At 70.5% G+C, this 17,661-nt stretch carries 12 protein-coding genes; 4 read left to right on the top strand and 8 right to left on the bottom strand.

Going from position 1 to position 17,661, the window contains the following annotated elements:
• Window positions 1-147: 147 nt before the first annotated feature.
• From glgP to OG707_RS27975, 6 genes are all read right to left on the bottom strand, one after another.
• Window positions 148-2,778, bottom strand: a complete 2,631-nt coding sequence (glgP, locus tag OG707_RS28000; protein WP_329123060.1) for an alpha-glucan family phosphorylase — start codon at window positions 2,776-2,778, stop codon at window positions 148-150.
• A gap of 104 nt (window positions 2,779-2,882) precedes the next feature.
• Window positions 2,883-4,196: a flavin-dependent oxidoreductase gene (locus OG707_RS27995; protein ID WP_329123059.1), complete on the bottom strand. Its 1,314-nt coding sequence runs from the start codon at window positions 4,194-4,196 to the stop codon at window positions 2,883-2,885.
• Window positions 4,197-4,213: 17 nt separating this feature from the next.
• Window positions 4,214-5,350 carry a monodechloroaminopyrrolnitrin synthase PrnB family protein gene (locus OG707_RS27990; RefSeq protein ID WP_329128006.1) on the bottom strand — a complete coding sequence of 379 codons (1,137 nt, stop codon included), beginning with the start codon at window positions 5,348-5,350 and terminating at the stop codon, window positions 4,214-4,216.
• A gap of 66 nt (window positions 5,351-5,416) precedes the next feature.
• The gene (locus OG707_RS27985) at window positions 5,417-6,892 is read right to left on the bottom strand and encodes an MFS transporter (RefSeq protein WP_329123057.1); all 1,476 of its coding nucleotides are present in this window, start codon (window positions 6,890-6,892) and stop codon (window positions 5,417-5,419) included.
• On the bottom strand, window positions 6,889-8,346 hold the full coding sequence (locus OG707_RS27980; RefSeq protein ID WP_329123055.1) for a 4-hydroxyphenylacetate 3-hydroxylase family protein: 1,458 nt from the start codon (window positions 8,344-8,346) through the stop codon (window positions 6,889-6,891). Before OG707_RS27980 ends, OG707_RS27985 begins: the two co-directional genes overlap by 4 nt.
• A gap of 85 nt (window positions 8,347-8,431) precedes the next feature.
• A complete protein-coding gene (locus OG707_RS27975) occupies window positions 8,432-9,406 on the bottom strand; it encodes an AraC family transcriptional regulator (protein ID WP_329123053.1) in 975 nt (324 codons plus the stop codon).
• Between the two features lie 117 nt (window positions 9,407-9,523).
• Between OG707_RS27975 and OG707_RS27970 the strand changes: the two genes are divergently transcribed.
• Entirely contained in the window at window positions 9,524-10,450 is a 927-nt protein-coding gene (locus tag OG707_RS27970) for an SDR family oxidoreductase (RefSeq protein WP_329123051.1), read from the top strand.
• Window positions 10,451-10,494: 44 nt separating this feature from the next.
• Here the strand turns inward: OG707_RS27970 and OG707_RS27965 are convergent, their stop codons facing one another.
• Window positions 10,495-11,661: an alpha-hydroxy-acid oxidizing protein gene (locus OG707_RS27965; RefSeq protein WP_329123049.1), complete on the bottom strand. Its 1,167-nt coding sequence runs from the start codon at window positions 11,659-11,661 to the stop codon at window positions 10,495-10,497.
• 279 nt (window positions 11,662-11,940) lie between these two features.
• Between OG707_RS27965 and OG707_RS27960 the strand changes: the two genes are divergently transcribed.
• A complete protein-coding gene (locus tag OG707_RS27960; protein WP_329123047.1) occupies window positions 11,941-13,161 on the top strand; it encodes a S8 family peptidase in 1,221 nt (406 codons plus the stop codon).
• Here OG707_RS27960 and OG707_RS27955 read toward each other — a convergent pair.
• Window positions 13,158-13,775 (bottom strand): hypothetical protein, encoded by a 618-nt coding sequence (locus OG707_RS27955; protein ID WP_329123045.1) that lies wholly within the window; start codon window positions 13,773-13,775, stop codon window positions 13,158-13,160. The genes OG707_RS27960 and OG707_RS27955 overlap by 4 nt on opposite strands.
• A gap of 183 nt (window positions 13,776-13,958) precedes the next feature.
• Here OG707_RS27955 and OG707_RS27950 point away from each other — a divergent pair, with 183 nt between their 5' ends.
• Together OG707_RS27950 and treS are read left to right on the top strand one after the other, a co-directional pair.
• Window positions 13,959-15,950: an alpha-1,4-glucan--maltose-1-phosphate maltosyltransferase gene (locus OG707_RS27950; protein WP_329123043.1), complete on the top strand. Its 1,992-nt coding sequence runs from the start codon at window positions 13,959-13,961 to the stop codon at window positions 15,948-15,950.
• Window positions 15,947-17,653 carry a maltose alpha-D-glucosyltransferase gene (gene treS / locus OG707_RS27945; protein ID WP_329123041.1) on the top strand — a complete coding sequence of 569 codons (1,707 nt, stop codon included), beginning with the start codon at window positions 15,947-15,949 and terminating at the stop codon, window positions 17,651-17,653. Before OG707_RS27950 ends, treS begins: the two co-directional genes overlap by 4 nt.
• The last annotated feature ends 8 nt before the right edge of the window (window positions 17,654-17,661 follow it).

Raw genomic sequence — 17,661 nt, 5'->3', positions numbered from 1 at the left:
TCATTCACATGAACGTTGCTCGCCATACTGAACTCGGCAGTGCGTGTGGAAACTAGAGGCATTCCATGAACGCGTCAAGAGATCCGTTCAAAAAGCGAAGGGGCCCGGCGCCACCCCGGCACCGGGCCCAGCAACGATCACCGACCGTCAGCGCATCAGCACACCCGCCCCCTCCCCCGTCGCCTCGGTCGGCAGCGCGACCAGACCGAGGTCCGCGCTCGTGGCGAGGAGCCGGTGCGCCGGCAGGATCCTGACCGTGTAGCCGTAGGGACCCGTACGGTCCAGGGCGAGCGGCCCCTCGTACACCCAACGCCCTTCCAGATCGGGCCCTCCGGTCGGCTTCAGCGGATACGTCTGCGCGTCGGCGATCCGGTCCTGCGAGTCGACCCGCCCGGAGACGGCCTGCACCTCGACGTCGTCGGGCTGCAGATCACCGAGGGCGGCGCGCACCCGCAGCGAGAGCGTGGACCCCAGCTCGGCGGTGCCGTTGACGGCGGTCGCGGTCAGCGCCTCCACGTGGTCGACATGGACGTAGGGCCAGGCGGCGCGCACCCGCCCCTTCCAGACCGCCAACTCCCTTGCGGTGTCGGGGTCCAGGGACCGGTGGGCGTGTGCGGCCGGTGCGTAGAGCCGCTCCACGTACTCGCGCACCATCCGCCCTGCGAGGACCTTCGGGCCGAGCGTGACCAGCGTCCTGCGGACCATCTCGATCCACCGGTCGGGCAGGCCGCCGTGCCCGCGGTCGTAGAAGCGCGGGGCGACGCGCTCCTCGATCAGCTCGTACAGGGCGGCCGACTCCAGATCGTCCCGCCGCTCCTCCTCGGTCCCGGAACCGTCGGCGGTCGGGATGGCCCACCCGAAGTCGGGCTCGAACCATTCGTCCCACCAGCCGTCCAGTACGGACAGATTGAGACACCCGTTGAGCGCGGCCTTCATCCCGCTCGTCCCGCACGCCTCCAGCGGCCGCAGCGGATTGTTGAGCCAGACGTCGCAGCCCGGGTAGAGCCGCTCGGCCATCGCCATCCCGTAGTCCGGCAGGAAGACGATGCGGTGCCGCACCCGCGGATCGTCCGCGAATCGCACCAACTCCTGAACGAGCCGCTTGCCCCCGTCGTCGGCCGGGTGCGCCTTGCCCGCGACCACGATCTGGATCGGCCGCGTGGGGTGGAGCAGCAGCTCCATCAGCCGGTCGCGGTCGCGCAGCATGAGCGTGAGCCGCTTGTACGAGGGGACGCGCCGCGCAAAGCCGATGGTCAGCACGTCCGGGTCCAACACCCCGTCCACCCAGCCCAGTTCGGCGTCCGAAGCCCCGCGCTGGCGCCAGGAGGCGCGCAGCCGGGACCGTACCTCCTGGACCAGCTGTTCGCGCAGCACCCTCCGCAGGTCCCAGATCTCCCCGTCTGCGATCTCGGCGACGGCGTCCCAGCGCTCGGAGCTGCCGACCGACAGTGCATGTTCCGTACGCTCGGCCCCGATCTGCCGTGCGCCGAGCCGGAACACCTCGGGGGCGACCCACGTCGGGGCGTGCACCCCGTTGGTCACGGATGTGATCGGTACTTCGTCGGGGTCGAATCCCGGCCAGAGCCCGGCGAACATCTCCCGGCTGACCGCGCCGTGGAGCGTGGAGACCCCGTTGGCGCGCTGGGCGAGCCGCAGGCCCATCACGGCCATGTTGAAGAGGTTGGGCTCGCCGCCGGGGTAGGTCTCCATGCCCAGCTGCAGGATCCGCTCCACGTCCACACCCGGCAACTCACCCTCGTCGCCCAGGTGATGGGCGACGAGCTCGCGGTCGAAGCGGTCGATCCCGGCGGGGACGGGCGTGTGCGTGGTGAAGACGGTCCCGGCGCGCACCGCCTCCAGACCCGCGTCGAAGTCCAGCCCCTCCCCCACGGCGAGTTCTCGGATCCGCTCCAGACCGAGGAACCCGGCGTGCCCCTCGTTGGTGTGGAAGACCTCGGGGTCCGGGTGCCCGGTCAGCCGGCAGTACGTCCGTACCGCCCGCACTCCCCCGATCCCGAGCAGCATCTCCTGGAGCAGCCGGTGCTCGCTGCCGCCCCCGTACAGCCGGTCGGTGACGTCCCGCTCGCCCGCGCCGTTCTCCTCCACGTCGGAGTCGAGCATCAGCAGCGGTACGCGCCCCACGTGCGCCACCCAGATGTGTGCCCGCAGCGACCGCCCGCCGGGCAGGGCGAGGGCCACCTGGGTCGGTACGCCGTCCGCCTCCCGCAGGAGGCTCACCGGCAGTTCGTTCGGATCCAGCACCGGGTACTGCTCCTGCTGCCAGCCGTCGCGGGACAGCGACTGGCGGAAGTATCCGTGCCGGTAGAGGAGCCCGACACCGATCAGCGGCACACCGAGGTCGCTGGCCGCCTTGAGGTGGTCCCCGGCGAGGATCCCGAGTCCGCCCGAGTACTGCGGAAGGGCGGCGGTCACCCCGAACTCGGGCGAGAAGTAGGCGACGGCGGCGGGCAGTTCGCCGCCCTGGCCCTGGTACCACCTGCTGCCGCCCAGGTAGTCCTGCAGGTCATCGGCGGCGGCGCTCAGCCGGCGCAGGAACCGCCGGTCCTGGGCGAGCTCCGCGAGGCGCCCCGCCGACACGGACCCGAGGAGGCGCACGGGGTCGCCCTCGGCAGCCTGCCATCCTTCGGGGTCGACGGCCTGGAAGAGATCACGGGTCTCGGTGTGCCAGGACCAGCGCAGATTCCGCGCCAAGTCGGTGAGCGGGCGCAGGGGTTCGGGGAGGACGGGCCGTACGGTGAATCGACGAATGGCCTTCATGCGTGCTCCACCTTCGCAAGCGAGGTACAGAACACCTCCGAAGGTAGTGCCCCGCGCCCACCGCAACCACGGCGCACCCGGGGCACTCCTTCCGGCCGCGCGCGCTACGCCGCCGGAACCCGGTCCCGCACGACGTCGTACGGGGAGCCCTGATTGACGGCCGCCGCGTCGAACGCGCCGGTCGCCGCGTACCGGGCGGCGATGGCGTCGAGCTCCTCGGCGGGGATGACGTCGTTGATGTCGGTGAAGCCGCCGGGCGCCCGCTCGTGCGCCAGATTGATCACCACTTCGGGACCCAACTGCCGGTTGGACAGCTGGAGTTGACTCATCGCGGGCCGCCGGTCGTTCTCGTACGCCGCGAGCCCCTCGTCCGTGGTGTCACAGGTGGCCAGCGCATGCGCGAGGGCGCGGGCGTCGACGATGGACTGGGTCGCCCCGTTCGAGCCGATCGGATACATCGCGTGGGCGGCGTCCCCGATCAGGGTGGTGCGGCCGTGGGTCCAGCGCGCCAAGGGCTCGCGGTCGACCATCGGGTACTCGTAGGCGCCGTCGGCCGCGCGCAGGATCTCGGCGACGTCGACGCCGTCGAAGACCCAACCCTCGTAGTGGTGGAGGAACTTGGTGACGGGGACGGGCCGGTTCCAGTCGCCGCGTACGTCGTCGCCGGGGTCCGCGACCGCCTCCGCGGGCAGGGCGAGTGCCCAGTTGACCAGGACACGGCCGCCCTCGGGCTCCGCCATGGGGTAGACGACGGCCTTCTGCCGGTTGTCGCCGGCGATGAGCATGAAGGTCCCGGCCCGGTCGGCGTCCATCCAGGAGGTGCCGCGCCAGACGAGCATGCCGTTCCACGGGGGCTCGCCCTCGCCGGGCACAAGGGCGGCGCGGACGACGGAGCGGATGCCGTCGGCGCCGATCAGGACGTCGGGGGCGAGCGAGGCGAGGGCGCCCTCGTCGCGGTGGCGCAGCTCCACCCGGGGCTTGCCGCCCGGGAGTTGGCCGACGGCGGTGACCCGGACGCCGGGCACCAGACTCTGCTCGCCGAGCCGGGCCCGTACCGCGTCTGCGAGCGCCATCTGCAGGTCGCCGCGCTGGACGGAGAGCTGCGGCCAGCGGTATCCGGCGCCCAGACCGCGCGCCTCGCGGGAGATGAGGCCGCCGCTGCGGTGGTAGTAGCGCAGCTCGCGCGTGCGCACGGCGGTCGCGTCGAGCCGCTCCAGGAGCCCGAGCGCGTCGAGTTCGCGTACGGCGTTGGGCATGATGTTGAGGCCCGCGCCGACGGGCTGGATCTCCCGGGCGGCCTCGATGACGGTGATCTCCTCGAACCCCGCCGCATGCAGGGACAGCGCGGCGGTGAGCCCGGCGATCCCGCCGCCCGCGATCAGGATCCGGGGCTGGGGCTGGGGCTGAGTACGGAGCATGTTCTCGGTCTCCTTCATCAGGCGGCCTGGGCGTCGCGCGGGCGGGTCGACCGGCGTACGAGCGTCTCGTTGTCGCGCGTCAGGTCGAGGACCGAGCGGAGCAGCGCGATGGGGGCGCCGCCGCTGCCGTTCTCGTACAGCCGCACGTCGTCGCTGTACGCCTTGCGAGCGATGGTGATGTGGCGGGCGCGGAAGGTCTTCAGAGTGCGCAGTACGTCCTGGAGCGCGAGGGCGGCGTCGGTGAGCGGCGCGGGCAGCTGGTCCACGTCCTCCCAGCTGATGGCGGCCGACAGTTTGCCGACGGCGGAGGGGCTGTGGGCGTGGGCGGCGTGGAAGGCGCGCCAGGACGGCAGGCTGTAGGGCACGGACTCGGCGATGAAGGCGTCGTACGAGGCGCCGCTCCTGTCGGACTGCCACAGCGTCAAGTCGACCAGCCAGAGCGGGACTTGGGCAGCCGCGGGCCCGAGGTAGTCGTGCCCGTCGACGGTGAACTCCTCGAAGTACGGGCGGAGCACCTGCGCGAAGTAGACCGGGGAGACATGCGCGACGGTGAAGTCGATGGAGGCGACCATCGCCTTCACGAGCCGGTCGGTGCGGCGCAGGGCGCGGGCGAAGGCGGGGTCGTACGGTTCGAGACCGGCCAGCTCCTCGCAGGTGTCGAGGGAGGCGACGAGGCTGGGGAAGACCATGCGTACGGCGTCCTGGAGGCAGGCCTCCATCGGGTCTCCGGTGTACATGCGGCGGCGCCCGTCGGCCGGGTTCCAGGTGGTGTAGTGGTGCACCGTGTCCCGGGGGATCATGTCGGTGCGGCTGCCCAACTCCTGGAGGACCGGGAGCAGTTCGGGTACGGCGTCGATGGGCTGGATGCCGTGCCGCTTGAGCGACCCCGCGACGATGCCCAGGTCACGCATGGCGGCGAGCGCGGAGACGGTGTCCAGTCCGGCCGTCAGGTCGGGGCCTGGAACCAGGGAGCGCAGGGCGACGATCAGGGCGGGGATGTCGGCGGCCTTGTTCATGGCGGGCAGCACCCGGCAGACGGCGTCGGCGCCGAGCGGGTCGGCCGCGCATATCTCGGCTATCCGGTACAGCGGCTCCCGGCGGGCGGCCAGGTCGACAAGAGGCGCCTCGGTCAGGGGCGCGGCGGAAACAGGCATGCTGGACAAGACAGTTCTCCTGAGGAAGTCACGAAGAGAAGGTGCAGACGTTCGCGTACGGGCCGGTCAGCGCACGCGGTCGGTGTCGTGCTCGATGCCGGACGCAGTGCCGGGCTCAGTGCCGGACTCAGTGCCGGGCTCGTTGCGCGCCGCCCCGCCGACGGAACCGTCGGCCCCCGGCGGTCGCAGCCGTACGGACAGCAGCGCGGCCAGCGCCGCGAAGGCGGCCCCGGTGAGCAGTGCGGCCCGGAAGCCCGCGGTCGTGTCGGTGTCCCGCGTCGCCACGCCGACCAGGACCGCGAGGCCGAGCACCGAGCCGAACTGCTGGCTGGTGTTGATGAGCCCCGAGGCGAGCCCGGTCTCCTCGGGGGCGGCTTCGGCGGTGGCGGCCACATTGGTGGTGACCATGACGAGCGGCAGGGCGACGCCGATCACCAGGCTGGGTGCGAGGACGGTGGTGAAGAACGTGCCGTCGGCGCGGAGCGCCAGGGCGAGCCAGAGCATCCCGCCGAAGAGCAGGGCGAATCCGGCGGTCATGGTGGTGCGCAGCCCGAACCGGAACAGGATCCGCCCGGTCTGCGGTGCGACGGCGACCACGACCAGTGACAGCGGCAGCAGTCCGAGGCCGCCGGTCAGCGCGGACTGCCCCAGTACGGACTGGAGGTAGAGGCTGACCAGGAAGAACATGGGGAAGAGCGTCATCTGGGCCAGCGCGCTGAGCCCGTTGGCGAGCCGCAGCGTCGGCCTGCTCAGCACCCCCGGAGGCACCAGCGGATACGCGGCCCGGCGCTCGACGCCCGCGAAGGCGGCGAGCAGCGCCACGCCTGCGGCGCCCGTCACCCAGGTCCGGGGCGCGGTCCACCCGTACTCGCCCGCACCGACCAGCGCGTACGCGACGAGCCCGAGCCCGCAGGTGGCGGTGAGCGCCCCGGCGAGGTCGAAGCCCGCGTCGCGCCGGCCCCCCGTACCGCCGTCGAGCAGCCGCATCGCGAGCACCACCAGCACCACGGCACCCAGGACGTTCAGCCAGAACGTGGAGCGCCAGCCGAGCGCGGACGTCAGCACCCCGCCCAGGACGGTGCCGAGGACCCCGCCGAGCCCGCCCATCGCGGCGAACGCGCCCAGCGCCTTGTGGCGCCCGGGCCCGTCGGGAAAGAGAATCAGCAGAAGCGCGAAAGCGGCGGCAGCGGCGAGGGCCGCGCCCACCCCCTGAACGGCGCGTGCGGCGACCAGAAGTCTCGCGCTGCCCGCAAGACCGCCCGCCGCGGAGGCCGCGCCGAGCAACCCGAGCCCGGCGACGAACAGCCGCCGGTGGCCGAAGAGATCGGCGGTGCGCCCGCCGAGGAGCAGCAGCCCCCCGAAGGTGATCAGATACGCGTTGGCCACCCAGGAGAGCCCCGCCGATCCCGACCCCAGGTCGTCGCCGATCGACGGCAGCGCGACATTGATGATCGCGGTGTCGAGGATCAGCAGCAGTTGGGTGGCGGCGAGCAGCGCAAGAGCGGCCCCGGGTCTGCGCGCGGGCGTACCGGCGGCGTTCACGGCCGTACTGCCTGCCCCAGCGTGTAGCTGTCGAGACAGTGCCTGGCCAGCTCTTCGCAGCTCGCGGTGTCGCCCTCCCACACCTGCTGCATCAGATAGATGTGCGGCGCCCCGTGGTAGAAGCGCTCGTACTGCTCGTGGCGGCCCGCGAACTCCGAACCGAGCGCGTCCCAGGCCAGTTTGAGGAGCTTGATGCGGTCCTCGGCGGGGTGTCCGGGCGAGCGGATGTACTTGGCGACGAGCGGCCCGATCTCCGGGTGCAGCAGATCGGCGCCGGACGCGGGAAGCTGGATGACGCCGCCGCCGGCCAGCATCTTGATCTCCTGGACGGCCTGCGGGTAGAGCTCGCCGGCCATGATGCGCTGCGCGAAGGAGATGTCCTTCCCCGGGGCGACGCCGCCCTTCCCGCCGTCGATCTCCTCGTACGAAGCCTCGGCGGCCAGTACGAACGCCTTGGCCTGGGCGACCTTGCCCATCAGCCGGCCGATCGCCTGGGTGACGGGCGGCAGTTGGTAGGTGTTGTTGGCCTTCGTCAGCAGAATCGCGATGCCGGTGAGGAATTCGAGCTTGGTCCAGAAGCGGGTGGCGGCCTGGTGGACGAAGTTGCGATAGGCAGGCGTCTTCCACCACATGCCGAAGCTGGCGTCCACATCGCGGTACGTCAGCACGTTCTCCCAGGGCACGAAGACGTCCTCGCAGATCAGCAGGGCGTCGTTCTCGTCGAAGCGCGAGGAGAGCGGGTTGTCGAAGACGCTGCGCGCCTGGCCCTCGTAGGAGGTGCGCGAGATGAACTTGAGGCCCGGGGTGTCGATCGGCACGGAGAACGTCAGCGCGTGCTCGACGTCCTGCGGTGCAAGGGGCTCGATGGTCCCGACGATGACCTCGTTGCCGAAGACGGCCGCGGTGCCGATCATCTTGGCGCCGCGGACGACGATGCCGCCGTCGCGCTCGGCCACGACCCGTACGACCAGGTCGTCCTCCTCCTGCTCGGAGGCGGATTTTGTCCGGTCGATCTGCGGGTTGGTGATGGTGAAGGTCGGATAGAGGTCGCCCTCCGCGAGCCGCCGGTGGTAGGCGAGCGCGTTGGCGGCCCCGTCGAAGGAGTCGGTGGTGAAGAGGTGCGGTGCGGCGGCGAAACCGGCGGCGCCGCCCGCCATGTAGTCGGGGGTGCGCCCCAGGAATCCGTAACTCGCCTCGGCCCACACCTTGTACGCCTCGCGCCGGGCGACCAGGTCCTGGTAGCTGCGCGGGATCGCGAACGCCCGGTGGACGCCGCCCTGGGTGAGGGTCGCGGAGTGCTCCGACGAGTGCGCCAGGTCGTAGAGGCCCGCGATGGAGGCTGCGGTGTTGCGGAAGGCGGGGTGCGTGGTGACGTCCTTCACGCGCTCCCCGTCGAGCCAAATTTCGCGGCCGTCGCGCAACGACTCGGTGTACTCCTGGCCGGACCTGGTCAACTTTGCTCCTCAGACGGAAGGTTTCTGCCTTCCGACCCTGTCCGGCGGCAGGGGTACGGGGCAATGAACGACCGTCCAGGGGTCCTTAAGAACCGGCCAGTCGGGGTGCACCCGACGCGCCCGAGCTGCGGAAATCGCCCGGTGTCCGGCCGAACCAGTTCTTGAACGCCAGGTGGAAGCCGACGGCGCTGCGGTAGCCGACGCGCTCGGGCACCGCCGACTGCGGCAGCGTGGTCTCGCCAAGCAGCCGGGCGGCCTCCTGCATGCGCCGGCCGGTCAGATGCCGGGCCGGAGCCTCGCCGACCAGCTCGCGGAAGGCGGCGGTGAAGGCCGAACGGGACATCCCGGCCTCGCGGGCCAGCAGCTCGACGGTCCACGGCTCGGCGAACCGGGTCGAGATGATCACCATGGCCTTGCTGATGCCGGGGTGGCGCAGGGCGAGCAGCGAGGCGGGGTGCTCGGCGAGCTCGTGCAGCAGCGGCCGCAGCGCCAGGACCAGCGCCATCTCGAAGGCCCGCAGGGTGACGAGGCGGTCGCCGGGGGCCACGGGGCGGTCGGTGGCGGAGAGCAGTGCGAGGGTGCCGTCGAGGAGGGGTTCGCGCACCACCTGCGTACGGTCCAGGACCAGCACCCAGGGCAGGGCGCGGTAGAGGCCGGTGGCCGCGCTGGCGTCGTAGTGCAGCCCGGCGCAGAGCAGCCGGCTGGCCGGACCGCTTCCCTCGATACGGATCTCACCCGAGGTCCCCGGCTGCCGCTCGGGCAGTACGGCCCGCAGCGGCACGCCCTGACGGTCGGGGCGGTCGGAGAGCCGGTGGGCGGTGCCAGTGGGGAAGAAGGCCAGGTCACCGGCTTCCAGCCGCAGCGGCTCATGGCCCTCGCCGGTGATCCAGCAGCCGCCTTCGACCATGTAGTGCAGTACGGCACAGGCCGCTTCCGCGTCGCCCTCGATGGCCCAGGGGGCCTGGACGTGCCAGCGGCTGTCGAAGACACCGGTCAGCCGCAGCGGCTTGAGCAGCTCACCGATCAGGTCATCGGGAATGAGGTGGTCGGTCTCATTCATGGACGATCCCTCAACCCCCGCCCCGGTTTGTTAATTGATCCTCCCAAGCCACCCCCGCCAGCCTGGAGGACCGGACCGGAACGGCACCTCTCACCCTATCGAAAGGCCCTCACCACCATGCCCGAGCACATCCCGCAGCGCTGCGCCGTCGTGGGAGCGACCGGCTTCCAGGGCGGCGCAGTGGCCCGTCTGCTCACCGACCGCGGCCACCGGGTCCGCACCCTCACCCGCCGCGCCCCGGCCGAGCGCCCCCAACTCCCCGGCGTCTCCTGCCAGACCGGGGACCTCGCCGACCGGGACGCGGTACGGCGGCTCTTCGAGGGCGCCACCCACGCCTCGGTGGTGATGCCGCTGAGCTACGACCCGGTGCTGATCGAGTCGTACGCACGGCACATCGGCGACGCGGCCCGCGAGAGCGGGGTGCGCCGCATCGTCTACAACGCCAACACCCGCATCCCCGACCGCACCACCCAGGTCGCGGCCTTCGAGACGCGCCGCCTCGCGGAGTCGGTCCTGCGCGAGAGCGGGGTGGATCTGGTGGTGCTGCGCCCGCCGGTCTACCTCGACAACCTCTTCAGCCCGTGGAACGGCCCGGCCCTGATCTCCGAGGGCCTGCTCGCCTACCCGCTGCCCACCGCCACCGAGACGGCCTGGATCTCCCACCGCGACCTCGCCGAGGCGACGGCCGCGGCTCTCTTCGCGGAGGCGGACGGCGTGGTGGGCCGCACCTTCGACATCGGCGGCGAGCGCTCGCTCACGGGTGACGCGCTGGCGGCGGAGTTCGCGCTGGGCCTCGGCCGCTCGGTGCACTACGAGCCGCTGCCCGCCGACCTGTTCGAGAAGGGCCTGGCCCAGGTGATCGGTGCGGAGGCCGCGGCGGGCGTGGCCGGGATCTACCACTACATGGCGGCGGGCGACGACCCGCACCTGATGGCGGGCGACGGCGGCGAGGCGTCCCGCGCGCTGGGCACCACCCCGCAGGCGGCGGACGCCTGGGTGGCCACGCAACCCTGGCAGGTGTGGGACACCCCGGAATCCGCCTGACCGTACGGGGAGGAGCCGCCCCGCTCCTCCCCGTACGCGCGCGGTCAGTTCACCCGGCGCAGGGCGTCGGGGGTGAGGTCGGCGAGCGTGGGATACCCGTCGACGGCCATGATCAGGTCGGCCTCCGCCAGTACGGACCGCAGTACGTGCGTGACCCCGTCGTCGCCGCCGAGGGCGAGCCCGTACGCGTACGGCCGCCCGATGCCGACGGCGCTCGCGCCGAGCGCGAGGGCCTTCACGACGTCGGCGCCGCTGCGGATGCCGGAATCAAAAAGAACAGGCATCCCGTCGGCGGCCTCCACCACACCGGGCAGCGCGTCGAGGGCGGGCAGCCCGCCGTTCGCCTGCCGCCCCCCGTGGTTGGAGCAGTAGATGCCGTCGACGCCGCCGTCCTTCGCACGCCGTACGTCCTCGGGGTGGCAGAGCCCCTTCACGATCAGCGGCAGGGTGGTGAGGGACCGCAGCCACGGCAGATCGTCCCAGGTGAGCGGGTTGCCGAAGACCTGTGTCCAGCGCAGGATCGCGGCGCCCATGTCCTCTTCCGGGTCGCGGGCGAGCTGGGCGTGGAAGACGGGGTCGCTGGTGTAGTTGGCGAGGCAGTGCCCCCTGAGCTGGGGGAAGTTGGCGTTGGCCAGATCGCGCGGCCGCCACCCCGTGACCCACGTGTCGAGTGTGACGACGATGCCCTTGAACCCGGACTTCTCGGCACGCTGCACGAGGCTGGCGGCGAGCTCACGATCGGTCGGCGTGTACAGCTGGAAGAACCCCGGTGTCTCCCCGAGCGCGGCGGCGACGTCCTCCATCGGGTCGGACGAGAGGGTCGAGGCGACCATGGGCACTCCCGTACGGGCTGCGGCGCGCGCGGTGGCCAGATCGCCGTGCCCGTCCTGCGCGCAGATGCCGAGGACGCCGATGGGGGCCATGAAGAGCGGCGAGGGAAGGCTCATCCCGAACAGATCAACGCTCAGGTCCCGCTCCTTGGCGCCCACGAACATGCGCGGAACGAGCCCCCACCCGTCGAACGCCTCGACATTGGCGCGCTGGGTGCGCTCGTCGCCCGCACCCCCGGCGACATAGGACCGCACGGAGGCGGGCATCGCGGCATGGGCGGCAGCCTCCAGCTCGCGCATGTCCACCGGATACTTCGGCACGATCCCGCCGAGCCCGTTGAGATAGATCTCGTCCTGGTAGGAACCGAACGACGATGTCATGTTCCAGCCTCTCCCTTGGGTTCACTCCGCGCGGCTGCCGGCGGCCCGACGGTACCCCGCGCCCCAGGAGCACCGGCTTCCGCCCACCCCCTCCGACGTGACCGGAATACGACGCAACCTCCCCGCAGTTCCCCACACATCCTCCACGGGCGATATGGCCGATTCCGCCCCCTCGTGCGGTCTTGTGGCACTTCACACCACAGGCAAGGCTGCCAAGTGGCCGTCCAACGGCGTCAACTGCACCGGGGACGGCCGGAGTTGATGAGGGGGACTCACACCATGACACTTCCGCACGCACACACCCGCCGACTGCAGCTCGCAGGGGCGCTGACGGCGGTCACCACAGCAGCGGCGCTCTCAGCCATCACCCTGCCCGCCCACGCCGCCCCGCCCGAGGGCCCGATACTCGGCGCCGGGGCGCCGGGCGCCGTCGGCGGCAGCTACATCGTCACGCTCAGGCCGGGCCAGTCGGGGATCAAGGCCCCATCGGCCGCGGGCAGGGACCTCGCGGCGAAGTACGGGGCCGAAATAAGCCATACGTACAGCACGGCACTCAACGGCTATGCGGTGAGGGCGGATTCGACCGAGGCGAAGCGCCTCGCGGCCGACCCCCGCGTGGCCTCGGTGGTCCAGGACACCACCGTCACGCTCGACCACAACCAGCAGAACCCGCCCTCCTGGGGCCTGGACCGCATCGACCAGGAGGACTTCCCGCTGGACGCGTCGTACACCTGGCCGGAGAGCGCGGGCGAGGGTGTCACCGCGTACGTCATCGACACCGGAATCCGTACGACGCACGAGGACTTCGGCGGCCGGGCATCCAGCGGCTGGGACTTCGTGGACAACGACGCAGTGGCCCAGGACGGCAACGGCCACGGAACACACGTGGCAGCCACCATCGCGGGCGAGACGTACGGCGTGGCAAAGAAGACGAACGTGGTGGCGGTCCGCGTCCTGGACGCGGCGGGTTCGGGCACCACGGCCCAAGTCATCGCCGGCATCGACTGGGTCACGCAGCACGCCCAGAAACCGGCAGTGGCCAACCTCAGCCTGGGCGGCTTCGCCAACACCCAACTGGACGCGGCGGTACGGAACTCCATCGCATCCGGGGTCACGTACACGATCGCCGCCGGAAACGACGGCATGCCCGCGATCCTGTACTCCCCGGCCAGGGTCAAGGAGGCGATCACGGTAGGGGCGACGGACAGGACGGACGCCCAGGCGAGCTTCTCCAACTGGGGCTCCAGGGTGGACCTGTACGCACCGGGCGTATCGATCACCTCCGCCTGGAACACGAGCGACACGGCGAAGGACACGATCTCGGGCACCTCGATGGCATCCCCGCACGCGGCGGGAGCGGCAGCGCTCTACCTGGCGGACCACTCCTGGGCAACGCCGCCCGAGGTGTCGAAGGCACTGAAGAAAAACGCCTCCTGGGGCAGGATCACGGGCGCGGGCCCCGGTTCACCGAACCGGCTCCTCCAGGTGAACAACCCCTAGGCCCTGCGCGTCCAGAGCGTCACATCACTGCTGGTGGCGACAGCCAGGCTCCGCCCGGACGGGGAAAACCCGAAGGCGCGCAGCTCCGACCAGGCCGAATGGAAGACGTGCCACCACCCCTCGCCGTGCGCGCCGCGGTACGGCGAGCCTCCGGCGCCGGAGAGCAGTACGCGGTCGTTCGGCCAGTCCGGACTGACGACCTCCACGGACCAGCCGCCGACCGCGGTGGTGTGCAGCCCGCCGCCGTAGAGTCCGGCGATACGGATCCGGCTGTCCGCCAACGGCCCCAGCCCCTGGCAGGCGAGGTCGCCGCCGTCGGGGTCGTCGCCCTCCGGATCGCGTGCGATCCGCTCCCCCGTCACGGTGTCGAAGAGCCCGTGCCCGTTGTGGGAGACCGCCATCAGCAGGTCCCTGCCGCTGTCGGGGTGCAGCCCGAAGCCGACCCCCGTCAGCCCGCCCACCGGGGCGAACGGCCGATCGGCGGGGCGCCAGGGGTCGGGGGCGGCGACCACCGGTGCGGCGAGGAAACGGTCCCTCAGCATCTCGGCGTGCGGCGAGAGGCGGGATCCACCCGCCGCCGGTTCCGGATCCGGGCTCCTGGTCCACTTCTTCATCCGCCCATGTTCCACCGGACGATCACCAGGTCGACGCACGGGGCACTTGCCAGTTCCACTACGCACGAGTACTTAACCAAGTGCCCGGATTGACCCCCCGATGTGTGGGGGAAGGCTGTCCCGGTACCCGCCCCCAAAGCGCACCCCACCGCACGCACCCACCCCACCCCAAGGTGGTCACTTGTGATCGGTCGCATACCTGTCCTGGACGTACAGCCTCTCGTCGACGGCGGCAGACGTCCCGCGAAGGCGGTGAGCGGTGAGCGTTTCCAGGTCACCGCGACCGTGTTCCGGGACGGACACGACGCCGTCGCCGCCAATGTGGTGCTACGAGATCCGGGCGGGCGGCGCGGACCGTGGACGCCGATGCGGGAGCTGGCTCCCGGGACCGACCGGTGGGGGGCGTACGTCACGCCCGCCTCCGAGGGGGTCTGGACGTATACGGTCGAGGCCTGGGGCGACCCCGTCGCCACCTGGCTCCACACCGCCCGCATCAAGATCCCCGCGGGGATCGACACGGCGCTCGTGCTCGCCGAGGGCGCGGAGCTGTACGAGCGTGCGGCCGACGGCGTTCCGAAGAAGAAGGGGCGCAGGGCTGCCGTCCTGGCCGCCGCCGCGGCCCTCCGCGACACGGACATGTCCGTCGCCGCCCGGCTCGCGGCCGTCCATGCGCCCGATGTCGTGGAGGCGCTCCGTCGGCATCCGCTCCGTGAACTGGTCAGCGCGAGCGACCCGTTGAGCCTGCTCGTCGAGCGGAGGCGGGCGCTCTTCGGGTCCTGGTACGAGTTCTTCCCCCGCTCGGAGGGGGCGGTGGTCGAGGAGGGCAGGCCCCCGGTCAGCGGGACCTTCCGTACGGCCGCCGAGCGGCTCCCCGCCGTCGCCGCCATGGGGTTCGACGTCGTGTACCTGCCGCCCGTCCACCCCATCGGGACGACCTTCCGCAAAGGGCCCGACAACTCCCTCTCCGCAGGCCCCCACGACGTCGGCGTCCCCTGGGCCATCGGATCACCCGAGGGCGGTCACGACGCGATCCACCCCGACCTCGGGACCTTCGACGACTTCGATCAATTCGTCGCCACGGCCGCCGATTTGGGCATGGAGATCGCCCTCGACTTCGCGCTCCAGTGCTCGCCCGACCACCCCTGGGTGGAGAAGCATCCGGAGTGGTTCCACCACCGCGCCGACGGCTCGATCGCGTACGCGGAGAATCCGCCGAAGAAGTACCAGGACATCTATCCGGTCGCGTTCGACGAGGACATGGACGGTCTCGTCGAGGAGACCGTACGGATCCTGCGCCTCTGGATGGATCACGGCGTACGCATCTTCCGCGTCGACAATCCGCACACCAAGCCGGTCGTCTTCTGGGAGCGCGTCATCGGGGAGATCACCCGCACCGACCCCGACATCATCTTCCTGGCCGAGGCGTTCACCCGGCCCGCCATGATGCACACGCTCGGCCGCATCGGTTTTCAGCAGTCGTACACGTACTTCACCTGGCGGAACACGAAAGAGGAACTGACCGAGTACCTGACCGAACTCTCCGGTGCGGCCGCCTCGTACATGCGGCCCAACTTCTTCGTGAACACCCCCGACATCCTGCACGGTTACCTCCAGCACGGCGGCCGTCCGGCCTTCGAGGTACGGGCCGTTCTCGCGGCAACACTCGCCCCCTCCTGGGGCGTCTACGCCGGCTACGAACTGTGCGAGAACGCCCCCGCCCGCGAGGGAAGCGAGGAGTACCTTCACTCGGAGAAATACCAACTCCGGCCCAGAGACTGGGAGTTGGCTGAACGCGAAGGCCGCACCATCGCCCCCCTGATCACCACCCTCAACCAGCTGCGCCGCACCCACCCCGCGCTCCAGCAGCTCCGCGACATCCATTTCCACCACACCGACAACGACACGGTGCTCGCCTTCTCGAAACGGTCGGGATCGAACACCGTTCTGGTGGTCGCGAACCTCGACCCTCACCACACCCAGGAGGCCACGGTCTCGTTGGACATGCCGGAACTCGGCCTGGAATGGCACGAGTCCGTCCCGGTGCGCGACGAGCTCACCGGCGAGACCTACCACTGGGGCAGGGCGAATTACGTGCGCCTAGAGCCGGGCGTCACGCCCGCGCACATCTGCGTCCTGCGACCGTCCCCGCCGATCGGAGGGTCACCCACACCATGATCGTAAACGAGCCTGTCCACGACACCTTCGAGGACACCCCGGCCAAGGACCGCGATCCCGACTGGTTCAAGCGTGCCGTCTTCTACGAGGTCCTGGTGCGTTCGTTCCAGGACTCCAACGGGGACGGCGTCGGCGACCTCAAGGGCATCACCGCCAAACTGGACTACCTCCAGTGGCTGGGCGTCGACTGCCTCTGGCTGCCGCCGTTCTTCAAGTCGCCGCTGCGCGACGGGGGTTACGACGTCTCGGACTACACGTCCGTCCTCCCGGAGTTCGGCGACCTCGCCGACTTCGTCGAGTTCGTGGACGCCGCGCACCAGCGCGGCATGCGCGTCATCATCGACTTCGTCATGAACCACACGAGCGATCAGCACGAGTGGTTCCAGGAGTCCAGAAAGGATCCGGAGGGGCCGTACGGCGACTACTACGTCTGGGCCGACGACGACAAGCAGTACCAGGACGCCCGCATCATCTTCGTCGACACGGAGACGTCCAACTGGACCTTCGACCCGGTGCGCAAGCAGTACTACTGGCACCGGTTCTTCTCCCACCAACCGGATCTCAACTACGAGAACCCGGTGGTCCAGGAGGAGATCATCTCCGCCCTGCGCTTCTGGCTGGACCTGGGCATCGACGGCTTCCGCCTCGACGCGGTCCCGTACCTCTACCAGGTCGAGGGCACGAACTGCGAGAACCTGCCCGCAACTCACCAGTTCCTGAAGCGCGTTCGGGCCGAGATCGACGCGAGCTACCCGGACACGGTCCTGCTCGCCGAGGCCAACCAGTGGCCGGAGGATGTCGTCGACTACTTCGGCGACTTCAAGGCCGGCGGCGACGAGTGCCACATGGCGTTCCACTTCCCCGTGATGCCGCGCATCTTCATGGCCGTACGGCGTGAATCGCGCTACCCCGTCTCGGAGATCCTCGCCAAGACCCCGGCCATCCCCGCGAGCGCCCAGTGGGGCATCTTCCTGCGCAACCACGACGAGCTCACGCTCGAAATGGTCACGGACGAAGAGCGCGACTACATGTACGCGGAGTACGCCAAGGATCCCCGGATGCGCGCCAACATCGGCATCCGCCGGCGGCTCGCGCCCCTCCTCGACAACGACCGCAACCAGATCGAGCTGTTCACGGCCCTGCTGCTCTCCCTCCCCGGCTCCCCGATCCTCTACTACGGGGACGAGATCGGCATGGGCGACAACATCTGGCTGGGCGACCGCGACGCGGTGCGCACCCCGATGCAGTGGACCCCCGACCGCAACGCCGGCTTCTCCTCCTGCGATCCGGGGCGGCTCTTCCTCCCGACGATCATGGATCCGGTCTACGGTTATCAGGTCACCAACGTCGAGGCGTCAATGGCGTCGCCTGCCTCACTGCTGCACTGGACGCGGCGGATGATCGAGATCCGCAAACAGAACCCGGCCTTCGGGCTCGGTTCGTACACCGAGCTCCCCTCCTCCAACCCCGCGGTCCTCGCCTTCCTCCGCGAGTACCGCGACGACCTGGTCCTGTGCGTGCACAACTTCTCGCGGTTCGCCCAGCCGACGGAGCTCGACCTCCAGGCCTTCACCGGCCGCCACCCGGTGGAGCTGATCGGCGGGGTGCGTTTCCCCGCCATCGGCGAACTGCCGTACCTCCTGACCCTGGCAGGTCACGGTTTCTACTGGTTCCGGCTCCGAAAGGACGCCGTACTGGGCTGAGTTGACGA

This window comes from Streptomyces sp. NBC_01465 (genome assembly GCF_036227325.1).
GTDB lineage: Bacteria > Actinomycetota > Actinomycetes > Streptomycetales > Streptomycetaceae > Streptomyces.
The sequence above is the reverse complement of the archived record's forward strand: the minus strand, read 5'-3'. Positions and strand labels throughout refer to the sequence as shown.